The sequence below is a fragment of the Bacillus cereus group sp. MG1 genome, assembly GCF_040460035.1.
Classification (GTDB): Bacteria; Bacillota; Bacilli; order Bacillales; family Bacillaceae_G; genus Bacillus_A; species Bacillus_A cereus.
On the sequence record NZ_JARVGY010000004.1, the window covers coordinates 224247 to 248030 of the forward strand.

Genomic DNA, 23784 nt, shown 5'->3' on the forward strand with positions numbered 1-23784 from the left:
CACAGTCTAACAATTGGAGGTGCAGTTTTTCTATGGCTAAATTTACAGCTGATGAAAAAATACAAATCGTTCTACGTTATTTGAACGGAAATGAAAGTTATCGAGAAATGGGTAGATCGCTCGGTATAAGTGACACAATCATTTTGAATTGGGTAAACCAATATAAACAGAATGGTCTGGAAGCTTTTCTAAAACGATGTACAAATTACACACAACAATTTAAACTAGACGTACTAAACTTTATGATTGAAAACGGTATGTCCTTATTTGAGACGGCAGCTATCTTTAATATTCCTGCCCCTTCAACGATTTCTGTTTGGAAAAAACAGCTCGAAACACAAGGAATTGATGCCCTTCAATCTAAGAAAAAGGGGCGTCCATCCATGAAAAAAGATTCAAATAAACAATTAAAACAACCTTTAGCTGAAGGGTCAGTCGAAGCACTTGAAGCACGCATTAAACAGCTTGAGATGGAAAATGAGTACTTAAAAAAGTTAAATGCCTTAGTTCAAAACAAGGAAAAATCACAAAACAAGACAAAGCGCAAGTAGTCTATGAATTAAGGCATAAATATTCGGTGAAGGCACTCGTGGAGCTAGCTACTATTCCTCGAAGCACGTATTATGATTTAGTAAAGAAAATGAATCGTCCAGATGTAGATGCCGATTTGAAAGCTGAGATTAAAGCGATTTATGAGGAAAATGAAGGTCGTTATGGTTACCGTCGCATTCGTGATGAATTAACGAATCGTGGCCAGAAAGTGAACCACAAGAAGGTTCAGCGCATTATGAAAGAGCTTGGGTTAAAGTGTGTTGTGCGTATGAAGAAATATAAATCCTATAAAGGAAAAGTCGGTAGAATTGCACCTAATATTTTAGAGCGTAATTTTCATACAGATGCACCGAATCAAAAGTGGGTAACAGACATCACAGAGTTTAAATTGTTTGGAGAAAAACTGTATGTATCACCTGTATTAGATTTGTATAATGGTGAAATTATTACCTATACAATTGGTTCTAGACCGACGTATTCGCTTGTTTCAGACATGTTAGAGAAAGCATTGGAACGTTTACCTGAAACGCACCAGCTACTGATGCATTCGGATCAAGGATGGCATTATCAAATGAGACAGTACGTCCGTACTCTTGAATCAAGAGCTATCGTCCAGAGTATGTCTCGAAAAGGCAACTGTTACGACAACGCAGTAATAGAAAATTTCTTTGGGATTATGAAGTCGGAGTTCCTCTACATAAAAGAATTTGAAAATGTAGAGCACTTTAAAATAGAATTAGAAAAATATATAGATTATTATAATACGAAACGGATTAAGGCAAAATTAAAAATGAGCCCGGTACAATACCGGACTCACTTTTATCAAGCTGCCTAATGAAATAACCGTGTCTAACTTTTAGGGGTCACTTCAAATAGATGCTTTAGACTGCTCTTTTTTTATTTCGCCACCAGCTACTACAGTAACAGGTATCGCTGTTTTAACACCTTTTATTTCTTCAAACGTTGTATTTATCTCTGGAAGAAGTGTACTATTCATATATAGATCACTACTAATAACTATATCTGTTACGAAATTACGATAAGCTACTTCTTTCATACCCGCCTTTAAAACATTTAGCAAAGAAGTAGCAGTAATAGTAACAATGATTAGTGAAGATAATAAAAGGATTACTGTACTATTTTTTCGCTTTTGAGCAATAAAATTTTTGTTAGTAATCAATAACTCTGGGCCAATTAATCTATAAAATAATAAAGTAATTCCATTTAATATAGGTCCTAAAAGTTTACTAATAGATAGAAATACTAATATGATTAATAAAAATGAACCTAAAATTAAAATAAATCCATTATTAAAAACATATCCTAATAAGAAAGCTACTATCGCTCCCAATAAAAAAATGAATACACAAATATTGTGGAAAGCAGAGTTTTTCTTTACTGCTAAATTTGTACTTTCTCTTACCACTTGAATTGGTAATATTGTAGAGTAGGAAGCGAGCGCCTTGTCATATTGCTATGATAGGTTTCTCAAAACCCCTCACCGAACCGTACGTACTCCTCTCAGAGTATACGGCTCTCCATCAATTGCTTGTCAAAGTTATTTTTTTCTGTTTTTCGCTATAAGTTCTACTCTCATATCATAGTGAATTTCATTATGGCAATCCTCACATACGGCTAATGTTTTGCGTCTACGGGCAATCATTAATTTTTGCCATTTGGCTTTGCCTTTCTCAACATCTTTCATTTTTCGGACATGGTGCATTACTAAGTTAGAATCGGTTTTACCACAATGTTCACATTTGTTGGCTGACAACCTATCCATAAGACTAGTTGTTGACATATGAACTCTTGAGGCTAACAAGTTGTCGATGTTATTTTCTTGTGTTTTCATCTTAGTTATATCAACCGTTCTAAATCCTTCCCTGTAGAAAGAATGAGAGTGTTGTTTGCCTTTTTTATCTTTGTAATTGACTATGAATACACCGTTTTTGCAATATTTCCCCTTAATTTTTCCGATTGAGCTTTTATATTTATTGGCGAATGTTTTATACATGCTGTATTCTAGAACGTAACTGAATTTTTGGAGTACCGTTGAATTAACTGCATATTTGTAGTAGTTGTACATCCCTCTGATCTGTAATACATAATTATGTAGTATTTCCAAATCATCTAGGTGTGCCATTTCCGGTCTATGCTTTGGTTTCCAAGTTTCTTTCCCATTCACATACTTCATTTCTAAAACATTCAGGGCAAGTAATTTATTTCGCCATGTTTCATGGGGGATTTCAAGTCTTACTTTTAGATTGTGATGTCTTCTTTTTGCACCTTTCACCGAGTATTTGGTAAATAACTCGTTTCTAGTGATATTGACGTTGTACCCAAGAAATGTTGCTTTCTTGCTAGAGTGGGTGATAAGTGTTTTTTCTTCTGATAAAGTTAATTTTAATTCTTCATTGAGAAATTGAGCTATATCAGATTTAATGGCTTTGGCATCATCTTTACTGCCGATTATCATTACAATAAAGTCATCAGCATATCTAACATATTTTAGTGACTTAAATTTATCCGACATTGGATTGTAGTAGGGACGTTGTCCCCTTTCCTTAACCCATTCGTTGACTTGCTCGATTAATTCCTGAGCTTCATTGTGTTTACCTTGTTCTCTTAGTAAGTCTGCTTTCTTACGCCCTCTTTTTATTTTGAGGTGTAAGTATTGATATCTTTTATCAACTTCTCTGTCTTTTGGTTGACCTTTTCCGAACTTTTCAGCGTATTTTTCCATGTATATATCTAGTTCGTTTAGATATATGTTGGCAAGAAGAGGACTGAGAATCCCTCCTTGTGGTGTTCCACTGAATGTTTTGTGGAATTGCCAATCCTCCATGTACCCAGCTCTTAGGAACTTCCATATTAATCCGATGAGTGTTTCGTCATTGATACGTTTTCTTAGTAGGTTAATTAGGATATGGTGGTCGATATTGTCAAAGAAACCTTGAATATCACCTTCAATAAACCATTTAGTTCCATTACCACTCTTTTTAATTTGTTTCAAAGCTGTATGACAACCCCTATTTTTCCTGAATCCATGTGAGTTCTCAGAGAAGTTTGGTTCATAAATTGCTTCTAAGATATACTTTATTACTAATTGGACAAGTTTATCGTCAAATGTCGGTACCCCAAGAGGACGTTTTTTCTTACTCCCTTTTTTATCAATATATACTCGCTTAACAGGAGTAGGTTTATAGTTACCATTTTTAATGTTGTTGATGATTTTAGATACTCTATTTTTTGAGAAGCCATCAACAGTTTTATTTATGGTTCCTCTGGTCATATTACCTGGATTGGCATATATTTCTTGATAACCTTTATAGTAGAATTCTGGATTATAAAGATTTCTATATAATCTTTTGAACTTATAGTTTTCTTTAATAGTATTCTTCGACAAGGTGTTCAATACATAAACTGGATTTCTCATCAGCATCTCGCTTCCTTCCTGTTTATTATCATCATGAACTAATTGACTACCTTCCTTCGCCATCCTGATTTCACAACCATGACCTAACGTAATTTGTCATACGTTAGTGTGATAGGCTTTCCCTATCTCTGACTACTACGAAGGCTCCGTTACCATATGGAATATTCAAGAGCCACATTTCTTGGTTTTTACCTTGAAATCATCCTCTATAGCCATAAATGGCGCTTCCACTTAGGTAATCCCCATTTAGTACCTTGTAAATAGTTTGTAGTAATGTCGGTTGGGACTTTCAATCTTTACTAATGTACTTTAGTTGGTTCTCTAGTGTGAAACACACCTCTCTCCACAAAAAATAGATGAGCTGAACTAGAGACATATCGTTTCAATGTCTATTTCGATATGGTCGTCGATAAGACCCCTTGATTTATCCTTCACGCAGTTTAGCATTCAACCTTGTTTACCACGGTACACCTAGAAATTCAGTCGCACTCATGACATTAGAGTGACTTATCCCGTTGCAGCCATGCTACACTCCCCGCTCACTTTCGATTACGGATAAGGCTACCGGTGTCGGGTTGTTATCTTGTTTCACTTCACCCGCTGATTTACTAAATCAGAGTTTACAAGGCCCTTATGGGCGCACTTTGTTGTCTTCCATGCAGGGATCATTGAAATTATCATAATAAATAACCAACTTATAAAACTAATACCAATTACAGTGAGCCAATCAATATTTCCAACCATTCTAGTGATTCCAAGTAGCTCACCAACAATATTTAATAGACACATTGCACAAAAAACACCAAGGATTACCCCTATAATTGTGCCTATTGTATTGAGTAGGATTGCCTCAGTAAATATAAACATAAATACATGCTTTTTCTTTGCTCCAATCGCACGTAATGTTGCAAGTTCACGTTGACGTTGCTGAATCGACATTTGAAAGTTACTTAGAATAAATAAACTACTTATTAAAATTGTTAAGCCTCCTAGAACCATCCCCAGAACATTCAAACTCTTAAGATTATTTTTAGCAGAATCATACTCTTCAAGTATATCAATATCTAACTCTTGATTATATTTATTCATTAATTCTTTTTTTAAATAGTTTTGATTAACATATTCTTCCACATCTAGTAAAAGGAGGTTTATATTTTCATTAATCTCAAATTCCTCCTGAATGTATGTAAGATTCAAAATCGCTAGCCCTGGAGCATTCTCTGACGAGTTTTTAATTATCTCTTTTACTTTTACTTCTAGAACTTTGCCACTAGGGAAAGGAAGGTTTACAGTATTACCTTCTTTTACTTTTAATCTATCAGCTAATTTCTCAGAGATTATTACTTCATTATTATTTACATCTTTTTGATATCTATAAAGTTCTTTGGCAAGTATATTATTGTCCGAAGCAATATAATATATTCCATTCCATTGACCATCATAAGATTTATTAAATTTATGGGGATTAATTAAGATCCGTGACGAATTTACTGGCTTCGCTGTATCTTTGATATCAATTACTTGTTTTTTATTTAATAATTTACTTTCTCGATAACCAACACGTATTTCTGCACTACCATATTGTTCTTTTATCTCCTCTTTAACGGATTGTTCAAGCTTTTGATATAAAACTGTCATACTAATTAAAGTGCTAATACCTAAAATTACGGCTAAACAAGTGAATAGTGATCTCCTTTTACTTTTTTTTATATTCTTCCATGCAACACTAAACATTTTCATTTTGAAGTTAACCCCCTATACGAAGGTGACTAATAATTTCATTAATTTGTTCTTGGACATCCTTCTTTTTATTATTCACGTGTTCATGCACAATATTTCCGTCGCGAAAAATGATAATTCGGTCCCCATATGTAGCAACCATAGGATCATGAGTCACTAAAATAATTGATTGTTTTAACGTATCACGCATTTTTAGAAATAAACTTAAAATATGTTTCGAGTTTTCTGAATCTAAATTCCCTGTTGGCTCATCTGCCAATAAAATAGTTGGATGATGAACTAATGCCCTAGCAATAGCTACCCTTTGTTGTTGTCCCCCAGAAAGTTCAGAAGGATAATGATTTTTTCGATCTCCTAATCCAACAAGTTTTATTATGGCATCAGTACTCTTTTCTATACTTTGGTGCGACATTTTGGTAAACATTAATGGTAAAGATATATTTTCTTTAGCAGTGAGTGATGAAAGTAGATTAAATGATTGAAAAACAAATCCTATATTTTCACTTCTATATTTAGAGGCAATAGGCTCTTTATAAAAATTTTTAATTTCTTTTCCATGAACAAACAAATTACCCGAAGTAGGTTCTTCTAAACCACCGAGTATATGGAGAAAAGTAGATTTACCAGATCCGCTTGGTCCCATTACTATTACCAATTCCCCTTCATATAACTTTAAGTTAACGCCTTTAAGTGCATGTACTGTATTATTTTTTTCTCCAAATACTTTTGTTAAATTTTTCACTTCGAGTATTTCTTTCATTTTGACACCTTCCTTAAGGAATTTGAACCAAATTAGCGTTCTCATCTTCTTCATTTTCTTTATACATATTTGCTTGTGCATTATACATTCGTGTATATTCACCATTCAATTTCATAAGATCCTCATGAGTTCCTTGTTCAACTAATATTCCCTCTTTTAAAACTAAAATTTTATCTGCCAAACGAGCTGGACCTAATCGGTGTGAAATCATAAATGCAGTTTTTCCTTGAGCTAAATTTTGGAAACAATTAAATATTTCTAATTCGGCTTTTGGATCAATAGCAGAAGTAGGTTCATCTAGAATTAATATTTCAGCTTCACTTAAAAATGCACGTGCAATAGCAATTCGTTGCCATTGTCCCCCAGATAAGTCTTGTCCATTCTTAAATTCTTTTCCCAATATTGCATCAATTCCAAGTGGAAATTTATTAATTAACGAATCTAAATTGACTTGATGTAATCCAGAGTATATTTTCTCATTATTATGTAAATCTTCTAAATTTCCAAATCCAACATTTTCCCTTATAGTATAATGATACTTTACAAAGTCTTGAAATACAGCCGAAATATTTTTTCTCAATGAACTAATTTTTATATTGTTTATATTTATGTTATCAAAATATATTCCACCATTTGAAGGAATATATAAACCAAGTAGACAATTTGTTAACGTGGTTTTTCCAGCCCCATTTTCACCTACTATAGCTATTCTTTCACCTCTCTTTATTGTAAAATTTATATTCTTCAAAGTTGTTTGGTTTTGATTTGGATAGTTAAAAGACAAATTCTTCACTTCAATTTTTGAAAAATCACTTTCGGGAAAAGATAATGTTTTTTCTTTGTTTTGTAATGGATTTTTTAATTGTAGGAATTCAAATAGATTCTTTACATATAAGTTAATCTCGAAAATTTTTCCAACGTTCATCCCAATGCTACCCAATGTACTTTGAATTGTTATTATCGCAGACATTAAAGCCACATAATCACCTACTGTCAATTTACCCTGTTTAATTTGAAAGACTAATAACATTGCTATTACTAGTGCTGTTAATTGCAAAATAAAAATGATGCTGCATGGTGGGCAAAGGATCGCGTAGGTAAAGACGGATATTCTTATAACTTTGTTACAAACAGAAGTACCGATCATTATGGAGATAAAAACTGTTCAAAGCTTATCTGGTCAGCTTATCAGATTAATGGTGGTTTAGATTTAGACAAAGATGGTGGACTTGGCGTATATCCACGAGATGTTTGTGATGCGAAGCAGACTACAATAATTCGTAATACTTAATAAAAAAAGTGCAACGAATAAATTTGTTGCACTTTTTCTTGCCAGAAAGGAATACATTCTAATGAAAAAACTACTATTTTCTATTTTAGGTATTATCTTGATTACAGGAATACTCTATTTTTACTTTTTCAGTAGTTCAAAAGTAAATTTAATATCTGAGAAGGAAATTCAGAAAAAAGATTTTTTAAAAGATAAACAAGCTGTAGTATACCTTTCTTCTACAGCTGATCAAGACATGGATGGTCAGGGGATTAGTTATGCCGTATTTATTGATAAATACGGGAAAGCAGTTGGTTATAAAATGAATGGTTTAGAGCTTGGCGGTATAGGTTTATCTGAGAATAAAAAAGAAATTTTATTAGAAAGCAAAAATAGACTAAAAATTATTGGAGAAGACTTTAAAGATTTTAAGGTGAAATATCAACATACAGGTGATCAAAGGTTTTATTTAAAGAATAATAAATTATTTGTAAACATATATAACTCCGGTAGTAATTTTGAAACTGGAGGATATGATTCAAATATTATATATGGTAATAAAAAAGGGATTCATGAAGGAAATATTCCAAATTATATCATAAGTTCTGGAGTGGATTCAGAAAATGTTCTGTTCATAACTGAAGATATCGATAAAAAAGAATACAGTTTAAAACAGTTAACATTCAATGATTTAAAGATGAAAATAGAAGATATCAAATCAATAGATTTAGATAAAGGGATGTCATTTTCTAGTTATTCTTCTATTTTAAGCGACTCGAATTTTTATTATACTATTTTAGTTGAAAACGATAGTAATACAGTTAAAAGCAAAGTACATTTGTTGCGTATTGATAAAATAACATTAAAACAAGACTTAATTTTAATGTCCTTGGAAGAAAATTATATAGCTGCAATACCTTTTACAAAAAATAATTCCGCATATCTATATAATGATGAAGTATATTTTATAAATGGGCTAGGTGAAATCACTACGTTTAATACAAAAACGAATTTAGTGAATCTTAAATTTAAGATTGATTATCATGTAACTAATGGGACTAGATATAATGAACAAACATTCTTCAAAGATGATAAATTATATGTATTTCTCTATGATACAGATCGAAAGAACAAATTTTATATAGAAATTTATTCTTTAAAAAACGGTAACAAAATTAAAGAAATTGAAGTTAGAGGAATGGAAGAAATTATCAATTCTGTTCAAGGAGGAAAATCAATTCACGCTTATGACTTTAAAATATTAGGTTTACAATAGTAAGCGAATAATTCTATATACGCTTACTATAAATATCAAAATGAACAAAAAAACTTTTACTTTAAATGTTTTCTAGCCCTTTTGGCATTACTCTCAATCTTTAATAAATTTCCTTCTTTTAAAGACGACGGTTAAACAAAGTACCTTTTAATTGAAATGTACTAAAAGAATTAACAAAAGAATAAGCTGAGATGATTTATATACCTCATCTCAGCTTATTTTTAAAAAATCTTCTAATCATTCATTTTCATTACAATGTCTTTCCGACTCCCTTTTAACTTGTAATACTTTATGTTAAGGCGAATAGCTACTATGGACATTACGATAAACCCTACTACATATAACATGTCTCTATCTCCATTTATTATTGTTTAGCAAACTTATTTTTTAGATACTTCTCATGTTTCTTTTCAATACCCTTATCCGTTATGTTTGCTCGCAACATAGTTTGATAAATATGTTGTACCTCATCATTTGTTAGTTGCACCTCAGTATATGATTCAATACAACTTTTTAAATCGTTATAATATAAGGCGTGTTTACCTTTAGAATGAACATTTACTCTTTTTAAACTGCATTTTGGATGAAACGCTGCTATAGAGATGCACGGCAGCTGTTGTTCCATCACCCATTCAATTGCTTTTATATGCTTATAATTTTGTCGAAATGGATTTTGAAAAGAGGATTTCTTTCTAAAAATCCCCTGTGTCCATCTTGCCGCTTTCTCATTTCCATAGATCCATCCCTCGTAGTTTTTCGTCTCTACAACAAATACACCGGTTTCCGCGATAACAATATGGTCAATTTGCGTTGTATCACCATACTCCGTATAAACCGTAACATCATGTAACACGCAATAACTTTCAGAATCCAACTTGCTCAATATACGTTTTACTAATTTTTCTCCGGCTTTTCCTTTCCATTTCGGTACATGTTTTTTCACAACAATATTCAACGGAATCAGAACCGCAATGAGAATTAATTCAAATATCAATACTTTCATAATAGAGTCCTCCTTTTTACACCCTTGCATTTCTGCGCATTAAACGATATACATGTGTTTCTAATCCTAAAATAAAATATGAGATACATAAGCCTTTAATCACCATCTCTACGAAGCCTAATGCTAATGAAACAAGGAGCCCACCTCGAAACTGAAAAGGTCTAGTCACTCTTCGATTTACTGGTTTTTCAATGACGCCAAAGTTGGCCCAGGTAGGCAAACGTTTTTCCACATTTTTCACGGTACCCATTAATCCGTATTTTAACGATAGAATGAAACATCCGATTAATAAATAAACAATAGAAGAAAAATAGATAGATAGGCCTATTACGATGCATGTCAGTAACCAGCCTATTAATATAGAATTTCGCAAAGCAATATATTCTCGATTTCTATTCAATACAAACAGTCCTTTCAAAATTAATAAGGTTATTTTTATTTGGAAAATATTTACATTTATTTATAAGCATGATATGATACGTCTATATTAATTTACGAACTAGCCTAAAAAGGATTGTGATAGACATGTTAAAACTTGTAGTAGATAATACCGTAACAGAACAAGAAACAGATTCAGCTTTTTCAAACTTTTTCACTTGCAAAGACTGTGTATACTATCTTTCAAAATCAGATTCTTGCAGTCTACAATTAGCTGCTGATTCAAATAATCCTCTTGTTCCTTATGAGTGTGGGAATTTTGAGGAAACCTATGAAATCGGAATGGAAGATCCATTAAATTCACACATACATCAGCAACTTCGTGAAGAAAAAGCGCAAATACTAGCTGAAAGCTATCCAGCACAACCTGCTATTGATCCAATTCATAAAGACGCAATATGGTATGGAGCAGTAAACTATGGTTGTTGGATTATAAATGATTCGAAGAAACGTTTTGCACTTGCAGAACTGGTTCCTTTCGGTGATAATAATATGTCATCTGAAAAATACGCATCTCCTTTTCCTTTACATGACCATGGAGCAAAAGAAGGTATTAGGCACTATATGTGCTGGTATGTAAACGAAAAAGGAATAGGCGAATACCATATACTTATTGGCGGTGTCATCATGAAAATTGCAGAAGGAGTTAAGAAAATTGGATTCAATAACTAATCACATCTATAAGAAAAGAATGTTAGAACATACCATACTATTTAGTTTGGCACAGTTAGTACCACTGATCATATCTACCGGTATCATATATATATTGCTAGAACTTACTGATACAGAGTGGAAAACCTGGTTTAGTTATGAAGGGATCTTTGCAGTTCTTTTCCTTATAACGAGGTTCCAGGTGTTCCAGAATAAGAAAAGTATTATTTCTTTGAACCAATATGAAAAGTGGTTTTCAAAGTTAAATATTTTCTTAATCTCTATATTTCTAGTGTTATTTGCATCCATACCAACTCTATTAAAGATTGCTTTCATTCTACAAATGACTATTATTCTATTTCTATTAGAGCGCATTTGTTTGTATATTGAGCGTTTACCTATACATAATTTATATCGAGTAAAAGAGATCGTTTGTGATAAAAAACAACTACAAATCGAACGAATCATTCCAAATAATGAAGAACACGGTACTCATACAATCAAAACAAAAGATGGGCAATACTTTTTATATACCGCTGTATATTTGAGCGGCATACTATCACCAATATCGAAAGAAGTATTTGAAGAATATGAAAGAAAGAACCTAATGGGTAGATAAAAGGTACTGAATGTAGATTCAGTACCTTTTCTATCTTCATATATAGTTCTTTACATATTAGCAAATAGCCATGGAGCGAGTACGGCTAACATACACAGCAAACAAGATCCTGTTATGACACGGTTGGCCCAACGGTAATATTCCGGCTGTTTCGTACTCTCATGAATTCTTCTTAAACGAATACCTGCGATTAACATAAAGGGTGTGAAAATAAGTGCTGTTGCTTTAAACAGGTCTAAAAAATCCGTAAAGATGTTCATAAATGAAAATACATCGGAACTAAACAAAAAGTATACACTTAGTCTCATCGACATCATGCTGATAAATGAGAAAATCATACTTCCGGTTGCCCACTTCATCCATTGACCATTCTTTGTAATTAATGCCATAACCATGACAATAACGCCTAATACGAATGAAATAGAAAAGATATTGACTCCTACTTTAAAAGCCGGCGCATACAATCCTTCAATCTTTTGAATGATTGATGATCCAAATGAATCATCTTTCTCTATTGTTTTCGTTCGATTGTTTAGTCCATCTGTAAATGATGACGAAACATCATTTCCTTTTAACTCATTAAAATCTACTTTTACAGAAGCTTGAGCTGCTTGTAAGGGTACAAGTAATAAAATCATCAAAACAAGCGTGCATAAGACTCCTATCATTCCTTTTTCTCGTTTCATCATACATCACCCGCTAATTTTGGTTTAATGCTCTTTAATTTGATTTCATTTCCTTCTGCAGCATAATAAAGATCTGCTGCATAATAGATATTTGCTTTTGTATATGCCCCCATAATTGCATTTGCAATTTCTTCTTTTTCTACTGCCACATATGCTTCATTTTCATTGTAAAACTCAATTTCAATTCGGTTAATATTATTATTTAATACTGTAATATGTAATTCTTTTAAGCTATCTAAGCGATTCCCTAATCCACACACCAACTTAAATACTTTATTTGCAATTGTTGGTGGTTTTACATACGTCGTATTAAAATGAATCGTTTCATCATCTATCACACCATCTTCCTCGACTTCACACGTCATAATAAAAGAATGATTTTGTTTTTCAATTTCTTGTTGACTCAACTTGCGATCAATGACATACTTCACGCTTGTTGACAGGTTTTCTATATATTCATCCAGTTCGGTATTTGAAATTTTAACCTCTGAGAATTCCGGAAAAATCATGTAAGCGTGTATATTAGAACTACTTTTACTTACACGTAATACCTGGACTTGTTTCTTTTCATAGCGCACCGTTTGTTCTAATTTTTCTACTACATTGTTACTTATGGAATTAATATTCATTTACATTCACCTTTCAAAATTGTTATTTTTTTAACTCAAAAATATTTTTCACTTCATATAATCCTCATGTTTGGATTTAATCTATTTTAAGCATTGTAATATTACGAAGAGTTCTCAATTCTCCTGTTTTAAGACTGTTAATCACTTGAATCTCAAAACATTTCAATATTACAATGACGTACAATGTCTCATTATAGTCGAATATCTTTATATGGTGAATCATTCTGTCCCACTCATTTGTACAAAAATAAAAAAATGTTTTATTCTTGTACAAATGAGTGAGAAAATGCTGTATTTGATGCTATTTAACTAAGAAAATACAACTAGGAAATAGATTTATATATTCCCTAGTTGTCTATTACTCCATTCAACTAGTGTATAAGAATAAGGTGAATTGACCTCTAATTTCATATACAGTAATTGATTTTTCGGTAATATTTCTCCCTCTGTATGAATCCAATAACGCTTCTTATTAGACATATTTATGACACGTGTCAGTCCTTGTTCTTGTTCTATTACTTTTGCAGTCCACCTCACAAAATCCATATCTTCAACATCAGCTACTCCTTGTTGAACAGAAAAAACGTGTTCTGTTTCCGGTGGAATTGAAACATATTCTTGTTGTGGATACATGTCCTCATATTCTAATAATTCCACTGGTATATCCTCATCACTTGGAAAAGGAATATCATATACAGCCTCAGGAGTGGGAGTATGATGAAAATCTTCAGCATACTCCACTTCTTCTATATCCTCATGTTTTAATCTATCACTCTCTTCCTCACCCAGATTCTTATGAACAGATGTAGCAACTAAATCATATATACTTGCTACATCTTTTTCTAAGGTGATCTCTTTTGTTGGAACAGTAACACGCTCTTGTTCCCTTCCAATAGGTTTATTTTCTCTTGGGCACCAATAAACGGGGCGTTCCACCGGTTTATTTTCCATTTCTTTTTTCTTGGCTTCTTCCATTAGAAATTTTTTCTTTGAATTACGAACTACCAAAAACACATAACAAAATAGACCAATAAATATTTTTGTAAACATAATATTCCCCTCTCGATTATCCAAATAAATCGAACTCAAACTGTCCATCAATTACTTTGTTTTTTCGTTTTCCTTTCTTTTTAGAAGAATCCACTTCAACAATAACTGAATCCCAGAATGTGATATCTTGTTTTTGTACAAGCATACGCTTATCAGTATTCAGTGTTGTTAAAGCTCGAATGACATCTTCTATTTCTCCAGCTATTTCAAGTACATTCTTCTTCACTCGAACTCCAGGTACTTGTTCTTTTTTAATACATTCAACAGCCCTTTGTACAAATTGAACTTCTTTCATAAATGCAACATCCATAGTTCCTGGTAATTTTCCCACCCAGTTCGTAAATTGAATTTCAATTGATTCAAACACAGGTGTAATCACATTACCGATATTTGCAAGAACCCGCTTCGATTCATCAGATGCTGCTTTTGTCCATTCCTCTGTTGAACCCTTTAATTGATTTCCACTCTTTATGTTTTGAATTAATAGAGTCTGTAGATCTCCAGTATCACCAAGCATTGCATTCAGACCATCACTTGTAGCCTCACCGTTCATTGCTTCAGCAGCTTTATTCTTTTGAGCAATTAATTGCGCCATCTGCTGTTGGAACGTTTCTCGGTATCCAAGATAGAAGGTCCTACATTGCTTAGTTTGGCCAATACGACAGTGTCTTCTTGCTGCCTGATTCAACGCGAATAAGCTAAATGGTAATTGATAAAATATCAATGTAGGTGTTGCAAGTAAATCAAGACCCACCTTCACTAATTCTAGCGAGCAAATAATTACATTCACACCGCTATTCACTTGATCTTTTAGCCATTCACTACGTTTTGGCGGAGTAACTGTATTGGTACGGAGAATAGCTACTTTCGCACCAGATATTTGCTCTACAACCTTCTGTAAACGTGGTTGAACGTCTCGTTCTTTTACTGTAGATCCTGTATCACATACGTATACGATGGTTGGACGGCCCTCAGAAATTTCTGTACGCAATATACTTTGCAACTCTCTCTCTTTAGGCTGTATACAATCCTCATCAAATTTGAATTTATCATTAGACCAAACCAGTTCTTTTCCTGCATCATCTAAGTAATAGTTCGGATAATGGATCATATTGTCTGGATATGCATTACCTGTACGAATATAAGAAAGCCACAGTTTCCCAGCGTCTGGTGTACCTTTCGCTGCTTCAATTGCTTTTTCAAACGACTCTTTCATATGCTCATAGGCTTGCTTCTGCTCTTCAGACATATCAACAAGAATTGTAGGGACGTTGACTAGTTCCACAGGATTTGGCCATACATCTTTAAGACGTACATTAATGGTTGTATCCATTAAGAATTGAGTAAACACATAAGGTGAAATACCAGGTACAACCTTAGTTTTATCTAATGTACCTTGTGCTCCGCGTGAAGCTATATTAGATGTGACCTCACCATCATGGTAATATGTTCTCTCGATGTTTCCGTAGGTTTCATTCCATTCCATGAAAGAACTGTATTCAAAACCACTTTTAACCATTTTTTGAGGGAATAAACGCCATAACGTATAGAATACATCGCTTGCGCGGCCACCAAATAATGTACCTGTTCCAGCTACAACTTTCTTACAAACCTTTGCTAAACTTCCTAAAGCAGTTCCTTGTGCAGATTCACTTTTCAGCTCATGTATCTCATCAGCAATAAGAACGTCAAAGAAATGCTTCATTTTTCTACGAATATACTCAACAGCAGCTACTTTTCTATACGCTCTTCCTGAATGTTTTGCGTCATATGGTTTTACACGATTCTCTAACTCTAGTTGTTTTTGTAAAGGTTTATTTCCCTCTTTAATTGCCTGCACTAATTGTTCCTCATATTTTGTCCACTCTTTAAAACTTGCATATTTTGTTTTTACTTTTGGGCTCCAAATATTTGAATTACAATCAGCACATACACTATTTTTATTCGTTTTAGTATCTAAGTCACTAGCTGTAAAATCTTTATATTGACATACTTCTTTTTGTTCACCATTGGCCTGTTGAACCATGATAGAAGATGTTTTTTTACGTAACTTAGCACCACAATCCGAACAGTAGTAGCCATTCTTATAATATCTTTGCACCTCTTCCTCAGATTTTTTAGAAAGAGGAGTCTGCTTATAAGATAATGGCATCATTTTGATAGAATCTCCTCGCATTGTTGTAAAACTAATAACAAAGAAGGTTGGTTTTTGTGGTTTTGGTCTCCCGGCCTGAATCCAAGCTTGATGAATACGAATAAGATCCTCAGTTCGTTTAATAAGGTGTATCTCTGCGTCTGGTAATAAGTGTCGTATTTCTTCTTTTGCCCACTTCTCAGTAAGAGTTGGTGGAACAAATACGCATGTACGATATCCTTTTTTCCCTTTTAAATGAAAATAGCCATCTACTGCAGCTGTCATCATTGCGCTTTATGTGTGGCATCTCAATCCGTAAGGATTGAGGTAGCCACTACCCATTTCGGGTGCGATAGGTAAGACTTTGAAGTAATCTCCACCTTTTCCCCCGCCCCACACCGTACGTGCGATTTTCACCGCATACGGCGTTCCATCGGGAAACCATATTTCAAACTGTTGTCTCAGTTCTCCATAAAGACTGTTATAGCATTACGACTATAACCGCCATTACACTAATTTGTTCAAATACGAATAAGAGTTAATTTATCCTCGAAAGCCGTACTTACTTAACCTCTTTAAGCAACTTTCTAAGTTGCTCTATTTTCTTTCCACCTTTTGTATTGGTAACGGGATTTTCGTTGTGAACCAGCTTGTGGCATGTTTTGCACAAGGAAACCAGATTTATCACCTTATTGACTTTATTAAGCGGTAGTTTAGGGTTTTTATGATGTGTGTTAAGATTCCATTCATTTAGCTGAACCTTACAACAGTTACATTTTCCCCTATCTCTGTTAAATGCGTATTCTCTATTCAGATAGAATTCAAAGTTATATATCGGATAACGGTTGTTGAGTTGGTAGAAAGGAATCTCTTCTTGGAAGAAATTCGGTCTTTCTAGTGCCTCACGTTTGCCGGTTGTCCGTTTATAAATACTTCGGCCATTATCTGTATAGGGCGACATTAAGAGATTCACTTTCATCGCATTACGTTTTGGCGTAAATGCAAATTTGGTGATTCCTACTTTAGCTCCATGTTCTTCAATGAAGAATACTTTACTTTTTTGCTCTTTGTGTCTATCTCTTCTATTTAAGAGAGTATCCGCTGGAGTGGTTAGTTGATAATATCGTCCACGTCGATTGTTCATAAACAACCATGTTCTCCATTGGGCGTAATGAATACGTTTGTCAAACCCTTGAAATATAGTAGATACATTGGCGATTTTATAATAATTTGCTATGCCAACAATCTTTGAGTTGATACTCTCGATTATGGCAACCTGTTTGGATTTATTACCACGATGGTCATAAAGGGTTTTAATATTTTTATTAATCTCCTTTATTTTCAACTTGGCTTTATCCATGTTAGGGATAGCTTTTCCTTGTATGTTGCCTTTTCTAAGCCGATGTTCTTCTGCAAAAATCCAGAATCCTAAGAAATTGACTCTATTCGTTCTCACATCAGTGATTAAGGTCTTCTCTTTGGACAGCTCCAGTTTCAATTGGTGGTTAAAATATTTCTCCACTTTTTTGAGAATCCGCTTGGCATTTCCCTCGCTTTTACAAAGGATAACCCAGTCATCTGCGTATCGAATTAGAAATGTATCTTCATGTCTTTGTCGGACACGTTGTAGTCCATTTCTAGAAACGTCTTTGACCTTGTATCTAGCTGGATGCTCTTGGAACATTCTAGCAATCTCCCAATCAAAATAATTAAGATAAATGTTAGCCAAAAGAGGTGAGATGATACCGCCTTGTGGTGAACCACTAACGTTATCTCTGACCTTTCCTTCTTCCATAATTCCTGCTTTTAGCATTTTCTTAATCATCATAAGCACTCTTTTGTCTCGGATTCCTATTTTCCACATTATTTCAATCAACTTATTGTGATTGATGTTATCGAAATACCCTTTAATATCGCCTTCAATTACCCAATAGGTTTTGCTTCTCCTGATACGTTCAAGTGTTTCAGCAATAGCTTGCTCAGCTGAACGCATTGGTCTGAAACCAAAGCTATAATGATAAAATTTAGCTTCGGCTATGGGTTCAATGACAATTTTGGCTATTTCTTGTATGATGCGGTCTATCATGTTAGGAATACCCAAAGGACGTTGCTTACCATTTGATTTTGGAATGTACTTTCTTCTTACTGGACTAGGTTGATAGTTATTAATGTTCCTACGAATTAGAGACATCAACTTATCTCTGCCCATTTGAAGATAGTAGTCCATAGTCTTACCATCAGTGCCAGCAGTTTTGCTTCCTTTATTACCCTTGATATTATGAATGGCGGTCAGTATAGTCTGCTCGTTCTTCATAAGTTCAATTAGGTTATAGAAAGGTTTACTACTTTCTTTGGCTATTCGGTACATGCTATCGAGTGCTAGTTTTAGCTCTTTTTCGTTTTGTGGAAATTGTTTATTATCCTTCATTTTTATATGGATCGCCCCCTTGATTAGAGAAATGGACTATCCGAAATGAATTAACTCTTTTACTCTCACATGGTTCGTTTGAACATTTCCTCAATTAGTGCAATACTTCTCGACTAACACCCTTCCCTAGAATAGTTTCTCTCCTCTCCTACACTTCGTTGCAGAAGCAACTTATAGCAAGATACAAACGGCTATTCATCATAGGTACTATGGTGTCGCTGACTTCCAATAAGTTTCATAGGCTCCAATACCTCCGCTTATTGGCTCTCGCACGTTCCCTTTAAACCAGCCCTTCTTTTACATTCCTTAGATGCCCTCTATACTCCGACGCTACTTGTTCATGAGTAGACTATTCCTAACTCTCATGAATCTTATATAAACTCTGGAAAGACCTATATAAGCAATTTCTCCTCAGGCAAGAGAGAAATATCTTCACGCAAGACCCAATCATATATCTCGTTATTAGATTGGGGAATGAGTAACGGAGCGTACATACGAGGGTTCGATTTCGCTCATCATAGAATGTTTTTAAAGCCTACCGCCCTAAATCCACGTTTAACGAGTTCGCTTCAAGGACGGCTTCACCTAGCTTCAGACCCCTATCACATTGGAATGATAGGCGCATGTAGGAGTCTCATAGACATGACTTGAATTGGAATATTAGTCATGACAGGGAATTTTCACCCTGTAAATCGTTTAAAGAGTTGTAACCAATCTTAATAAGATTTGGCCCCCGCTTTTCGTGTTTAAGCTACACTTATAGCGGAACGTGCCGCACTGCCCGTGCTCATTTCCCCCTGCAAGATGATTCCCTTTTGTACTTGTAAAGCTTTTGCTACACCTGTTGCTACATGTGCTTGTACAGGGAATAATGGTCTTTGATATGTATCAAAATGAGATAATGCCTGATCTTTCATCGGTTGATGTAAGGGCTCATCCAATTTTGTAACCTTATCAAGCATGTCAGGTGAATATTCCAATAGGTATTCATTTAAATCATTAATTTCATTGATTTTTTCACCTGTACCTTCTTGCGGAAATTGACATTTCCCAGAGCGTATCATTTCTGATAAAAACTCTTTACAATCCGTTTCTTTTAGTAAGACTTGCGCAATCGTTAGAGAAGAAAACTCATTCTTATCAAAATACACCTCTAACGGTTGTAATAGATCTCTTGTTAGCATCTCCTCATAAATTGGCCTCGCCCATTCTTCTAAGATCGGTAAACCATACGGAGGAGCCATTAGGAAATCCCTTACTTGTTTCTCTGGCGCTTCGTCAATTGCAACAATATACTTTTCTTCTAATTCTCTAGAAAATGCAATAATTGCCTTCTTCTTATTTGCTGTTTGTGTGTTAATAAATTCAAACTGACCTTTTGAGTTTACATTCACTTTTTTATCTAAAATGTAATGTAATTCTTCTTTTTTTCCCTCTCCAAAATACAAACGATTAGTTCCCATTGATATGGCAGCACGGAATGACTTTAATGTACTGTCATTCGCACCTAGTACTGCAAATTGGATTTGTTGATGACGATTTACTGCCATTGCAAAACAAAAAGCTGTATGTGAGGCAACGGCTGTCTCCAATTGCAACATTGCTGGTGTTTGTTCCTGGTCAAATGTATCTTGTTGAATTATTTCTTGTATCATAAGTTTCCCTCCTAAAATAAAAAACGCATCTTATTCGATACGTCTCATGTCCTACTCATTCAATTTATTGGCTAAAAATCTATAAACTGTTTCCACTCTGGTAATGATTGTTCAGCCGCATGTAGCATATTACCTGCACCTTGGAACGCTGAGAATTGCTCTAATACTTCCAAATATGTACCTGCACCTAATTGAGAAGCACATAAACAAATGACTGTAAGTACAATAGCAATACGAAACATACGATTACTAAATTCCCATACGATAAATAATGCTCCTATTCCTAATAGTACAGACATAGCCTTCTTCCTTTCCTAGACAAGTTCTTTGACTTCACCGGTCGGTGTTGCGATGATAAATTTCGCGCGGCGTTTTTGTAAAACAACTTCTTTCGTTGTTTTTTGAAGTGGCTCAAATGAAGTTTCATAATACACATTCTCAGATCCACGGACCGCATGGAGTGTATCTCCTTCACCCAGTAAGCCGTCTGCCACACCTGTTATCAGCAATAGTCCTAATTGTCCGGAAGCAATCGGCATTTTCGCTCTTTCAGCAGCTGTTTTCTCACCTTGAAGTGAGTAACCATTCCCTCTATTTAAACGCTTTTTGAACGACGAGATACCTTCCGATTTCCCAACTCCTTCATAAGCACTTTTATAATCCACTCGTGATGTAAAAATAAGTTTGTTTTGATGACGCAATTCTGGTATAGCCCAGTCCTTACGATTTACCATTTCTGCTAATGTATTTACATGTTTTTTGACGAAAGAAAGGTCAGACATATTTTCGCAAAAATTAGCAAATCGATCATTGAAATATGTATCATTCTTCGTAGCTGCACGCTTACGGCCAATAAAAACACATTGCTTAAATTGCTCAAATTCTTCATTTTCATCGCCAAAACGCATTAATCCTATTTCCTCATAATGTTTTGCTATAAAATAGCTAATATCGTCCCTAGCAAATTTGTCGTATGGAATGACATACACCATAATCCCACCATCTTGTAAATAAAGGTGAGCACGCTTTAGGAAGTTGAACTCCATTTTCTCTGATTTTGTATTTTCTGTACGAAGCTCCGTATTATAAGGAGGATTTAAAAAAATAAGCGGAAAGTAGTCATGACTAATCATCATACTTTCAAAGTCCGAACATACCACTTCATCTAATTGCTCTTTTGCTTTTCCATATCGATTTGCATCTACTTCCACACCATATGTATCAATTTGTATGCTAACCTGTCTCACCTCATCTGCAAAACTTCGTAAAATTGTACCTTCTCCACAACATGGATCAAAGCAAGCATAAACTCGCTCTGGTTCCATTTGTAATAACTGTATTAAGTGTTTCCCTTCTAATAGTGGTGTTGGATAATATCCCGCCGCTAAATCGTTACCTATGCGCATTATATATTTCCCTCCAAAGTTCTTTTTGCAATAAAAAAAGGAAGATCCAAGTATATACATCACTTAGTTCTTCCTTTTACCCTCTATAAACTACCTCGACTTGCTTAAAATGGTAGTTCATCATCTGTAATCTCCGATAGCTCTTCCATACCAGCAAAAATATCATCCGGCTCTTGGGATTGCTCTTTTGTTTCCTGCTCTTTTGGATCATCTAATACTGTCCAAATCTTATCTTTTTTCATATCTATATCCCTCTATCCTTCTTACTTTTCTGTTTCATAAATAAGTTCTTCGTAGTCAAAAAGATAATCTTTCAACTTACGCATGATTTTACGAAACTTTGGTTCGGCTACGATCTTAGTACCACTATAAAAACTTTGTTGCCCAACAAAGCGCCATAAGATAACATAGCCTATGTTCATTTCCTGTATCCCTTCAATAAATAATGCGATTTCTTGAATGGCTTCTTTTTCATTCATAGCATGTGGTTTAAAGTATTGAAATTTACCAACTGGTAATATAATTTCAGCCTCGAAACAACCTCGCATTTGATTTAATCTTCCTCTTGTTTCAGATGACATTGTAGATGTAGCATATGACTTCTGTTGATATGTCTCATTTGCCTCTATTCGTGTTTTATGCTCCTCTACTGTTGGTACTAGTCGTAAGTGTCTACAATCTTTTTTCATTTTGTTTTATCTCCCCTAACTGTTTAATTTGCTATATTTTGATACATGGCCCCGCCTGCGAACTTGAAAACAACACAAAAAGAGCTTCTTCAAGTCGATTAATAATGTGTATAGCAAAATAAGCTATATATACACTAATCGGCTCAAAGAAGCCCTTTCAAAATTGAAACAAGACGCAACTTGCTTCTACAACTCAACCACAACACAATAAGGTGTGGGAATAAACGGAATCAATTAAACTAACAATATACCTATATATTATATAATATCGTTATATATTTCAAGAAATTTTAATTAAAGTTAACGCATTACCAAAAGACTCCTTCTTTCTCAAGATTGTGAAGAACGTTAATCAAAAGGTATTTAATGCGTTAGACTTAATAAAATACTATCAAGTGTCTTACCACTTTCAATCCAAACACCTACTAGAGGTGTGACGGCCCATACAATTCCTTTAGACGTTTAGCACTAGCAATTTCAATTCACGTAACTATAAGAGGTGCGACACTAACTTTTTGGGTTGGAAGGCTGGCTTTAAAAATTTCAATCCGCGCACCTGCAAGAGATGTGACTTTCCTTTAATAAATTGATAGAGTATCTCCTTATAAGAAGATACTCTATCAACTATTCTGACGCTTTTTATTACATCCCATTAATAATCTCAACTATTAAATCATCTAATTCATGTACCAGTACAGTATAATCATCGATTGTTTTTGGCTCGTCAATATTCCGTTTAACCTCTAATAAACGATGTATTTTTGCAGAGGAGTATTGACCAAGTTTTGAACTATATGATCCCACCAACAAACTCTATGTACTTCTATAATTCCTTCAGGGCGTGCTGCTGATGCATCATTTTCAATCAATGGAACCAGTGCATTTTTCATCATCTCCGCATCTTCGTTAGTAAAACCTGTCTTTTCTGCTAACTGTGTATTAATACTTCCATAAAAAAACATAGACTCCAAAATCAACACGATGCTTTATCCCCGTTGTATCTGAACCTTTATCCTTCCCAAGCTCAGAATTTACACTTTTCTTAATCTGCATACAAGTAATATCAATCGGATCAACACTTGTTGCTGTATGAATTGAAACAGGTTCTCTTACTCCAACAGAGACACTAAATTACTATCAATTATCTTATCAGCCTTACTCCACACACCTACAAGAGGTGCGATATTCTTTGTGTGTTACTGTTGTATACGACTTAAAATTTCAATCCATGCACCTATATAAGGTGCGACAGAGGAGCATAAAACACGAATGGAAAATAACCAATTTCAATCCACGCACCTATTTAAGGTGCGACATCCCTGCTTCTATCATTCTCGGTCAAATGGTCTTTATTTCAATCCA

At 34.3% G+C, this 23784-nt stretch carries 19 protein-coding genes and 4 pseudogenes; 5 read left to right on the forward strand and 18 right to left on the reverse strand.

What is annotated here, in order from left to right:
- Positions 1-32: 32 nt before the first annotated feature.
- Positions 33-1387 (forward strand): IS3 family transposase gene (locus QCI79_RS32625; RefSeq protein WP_085959128.1). Its coding sequence is split into 2 segments (ribosomal slippage): positions 33-486 and positions 486-1387, totalling 1356 coding nucleotides; the frame shifts between segments, so codons are not numbered across the junction.
- A gap of 33 nt (positions 1388-1420) precedes the next feature.
- On the opposite strand, the gene QCI79_RS32630 is transcribed toward QCI79_RS32625, so the two are convergent.
- The 5 genes from QCI79_RS32630 to QCI79_RS32650 all read right to left on the reverse strand — a co-directional run bounded on the left by QCI79_RS32630 (position 1421) and on the right by QCI79_RS32650 (position 7458).
- Positions 1421-1903 carry a hypothetical protein gene (locus tag QCI79_RS32630; protein WP_131256230.1) on the reverse strand — a complete coding sequence of 161 codons (483 nt, stop codon included), beginning with the start codon at positions 1901-1903 and terminating at the stop codon, positions 1421-1423.
- Positions 1904-2110: 207 nt separating this feature from the next.
- Entirely contained in the window at positions 2111-3988 is a 1878-nt protein-coding gene (locus tag QCI79_RS32635) for a reverse transcriptase domain-containing protein (RefSeq protein WP_031310562.1), read from the reverse strand.
- 588 nt (positions 3989-4576) lie between these two features.
- The gene (locus QCI79_RS32640; RefSeq protein WP_023901371.1) at positions 4577-5728 is read right to left on the reverse strand and encodes an ABC transporter permease; all 1152 of its coding nucleotides are present in this window, start codon (positions 5726-5728) and stop codon (positions 4577-4579) included.
- Between the two features lie 7 nt (positions 5729-5735).
- Entirely contained in the window at positions 5736-6488 is a 753-nt protein-coding gene (locus QCI79_RS32645; RefSeq protein WP_021728505.1) for an ABC transporter ATP-binding protein, read from the reverse strand.
- Between the two features lie 13 nt (positions 6489-6501).
- Positions 6502-7458, reverse strand: coding sequence for an ABC transporter ATP-binding protein (locus tag QCI79_RS32650; protein ID WP_021728506.1), 957 nt, complete (start codon positions 7456-7458; stop codon positions 6502-6504).
- Between the two features lie 84 nt (positions 7459-7542).
- Here QCI79_RS32650 and QCI79_RS32655 point away from each other — a divergent pair.
- Both QCI79_RS32655 and QCI79_RS32660 read left to right on the forward strand, forming a co-directional pair.
- A pseudogene (locus tag QCI79_RS32655) lies at positions 7543-7779 on the forward strand (hypothetical protein); the annotation flags it as partial.
- Between the two features lie 61 nt (positions 7780-7840).
- Positions 7841-9034, forward strand: coding sequence for a hypothetical protein (locus tag QCI79_RS32660; RefSeq protein ID WP_021728508.1), 1194 nt, complete (start codon positions 7841-7843; stop codon positions 9032-9034).
- 364 nt (positions 9035-9398) lie between these two features.
- Here QCI79_RS32660 and QCI79_RS32665 read toward each other — a convergent pair whose 3' ends face one another.
- Both QCI79_RS32665 and QCI79_RS32670 read right to left on the reverse strand, forming a co-directional pair.
- On the reverse strand, positions 9399-10037 hold the full coding sequence (locus QCI79_RS32665) for a nuclease-related domain-containing protein (RefSeq protein WP_021728509.1): 639 nt from the start codon (positions 10035-10037) through the stop codon (positions 9399-9401).
- A 16-nt stretch (positions 10038-10053) separates the two neighbouring features.
- Complete coding sequence (locus tag QCI79_RS32670) at positions 10054-10437, reverse strand: hypothetical protein (RefSeq protein ID WP_048549447.1); 384 nt, start codon at positions 10435-10437, stop codon at positions 10054-10056.
- A 125-nt stretch (positions 10438-10562) separates the two neighbouring features.
- On the opposite strand from QCI79_RS32670, the gene QCI79_RS32675 reads away from it, so the two are divergent.
- Together QCI79_RS32675 and QCI79_RS32680 are read left to right on the forward strand one after the other, a co-directional pair.
- The gene (locus QCI79_RS32675; RefSeq protein ID WP_021728510.1) at positions 10563-11147 is read left to right on the forward strand and encodes a hypothetical protein; all 585 of its coding nucleotides are present in this window, start codon (positions 10563-10565) and stop codon (positions 11145-11147) included.
- Positions 11148-11166: 19 nt separating this feature from the next.
- A complete protein-coding gene (locus QCI79_RS32680) occupies positions 11167-11745 on the forward strand; it encodes a hypothetical protein (protein WP_021728511.1) in 579 nt (192 codons plus the stop codon).
- 50 nt (positions 11746-11795) lie between these two features.
- On the opposite strand, the gene QCI79_RS32685 is transcribed toward QCI79_RS32680, so the two are convergent.
- The 11 genes and pseudogenes from QCI79_RS32685 to QCI79_RS32735 form a co-directional block, all read right to left on the reverse strand.
- Positions 11796-12431: a hypothetical protein gene (locus QCI79_RS32685; RefSeq protein WP_021728512.1), complete on the reverse strand. Its 636-nt coding sequence runs from the start codon at positions 12429-12431 to the stop codon at positions 11796-11798.
- Positions 12431-13060: a hypothetical protein gene (locus tag QCI79_RS32690; RefSeq protein WP_021728513.1), complete on the reverse strand. Its 630-nt coding sequence runs from the start codon at positions 13058-13060 to the stop codon at positions 12431-12433. Before QCI79_RS32690 ends, QCI79_RS32685 begins: the two co-directional genes overlap by 1 nt.
- A gap of 336 nt (positions 13061-13396) precedes the next feature.
- Positions 13397-14110 carry a hypothetical protein gene (locus tag QCI79_RS32695; RefSeq protein WP_000494364.1) on the reverse strand — a complete coding sequence of 238 codons (714 nt, stop codon included), beginning with the start codon at positions 14108-14110 and terminating at the stop codon, positions 13397-13399.
- Positions 14111-14126: 16 nt separating this feature from the next.
- Positions 14127-16538: pseudogene (locus tag QCI79_RS32700) on the reverse strand (DEAD/DEAH box helicase); the annotation flags it as partial.
- A gap of 268 nt (positions 16539-16806) precedes the next feature.
- Entirely contained in the window at positions 16807-18672 is a 1866-nt protein-coding gene (gene ltrA / locus QCI79_RS32705) for a group II intron reverse transcriptase/maturase (RefSeq protein WP_000654328.1), read from the reverse strand.
- A 770-nt stretch (positions 18673-19442) separates the two neighbouring features.
- A pseudogene (locus QCI79_RS32710) lies at positions 19443-20327 on the reverse strand (hypothetical protein); the annotation flags it as partial.
- A gap of 71 nt (positions 20328-20398) precedes the next feature.
- Complete coding sequence (locus QCI79_RS32715; protein ID WP_000114815.1) at positions 20399-20626, reverse strand: hypothetical protein; 228 nt, start codon at positions 20624-20626, stop codon at positions 20399-20401.
- Between the two features lie 15 nt (positions 20627-20641).
- On the reverse strand, positions 20642-21733 hold the full coding sequence (locus tag QCI79_RS32720) for a DUF6094 domain-containing protein (RefSeq protein WP_001219637.1): 1092 nt from the start codon (positions 21731-21733) through the stop codon (positions 20642-20644).
- 104 nt (positions 21734-21837) lie between these two features.
- Positions 21838-21975 (reverse strand): hypothetical protein, encoded by a 138-nt coding sequence (locus QCI79_RS32725; RefSeq protein ID WP_000710813.1) that lies wholly within the window; start codon positions 21973-21975, stop codon positions 21838-21840.
- A gap of 21 nt (positions 21976-21996) precedes the next feature.
- Positions 21997-22422: a DUF6018 family natural product bioysynthesis protein gene (locus QCI79_RS32730; RefSeq protein ID WP_000710696.1), complete on the reverse strand. Its 426-nt coding sequence runs from the start codon at positions 22420-22422 to the stop codon at positions 21997-21999.
- Positions 22423-23064: 642 nt separating this feature from the next.
- Positions 23065-23547: pseudogene (locus QCI79_RS32735) on the reverse strand (type I CRISPR-associated protein Cas7); the annotation flags it as partial.
- Between the last annotated feature and the right edge of the window lie 237 nt (positions 23548-23784).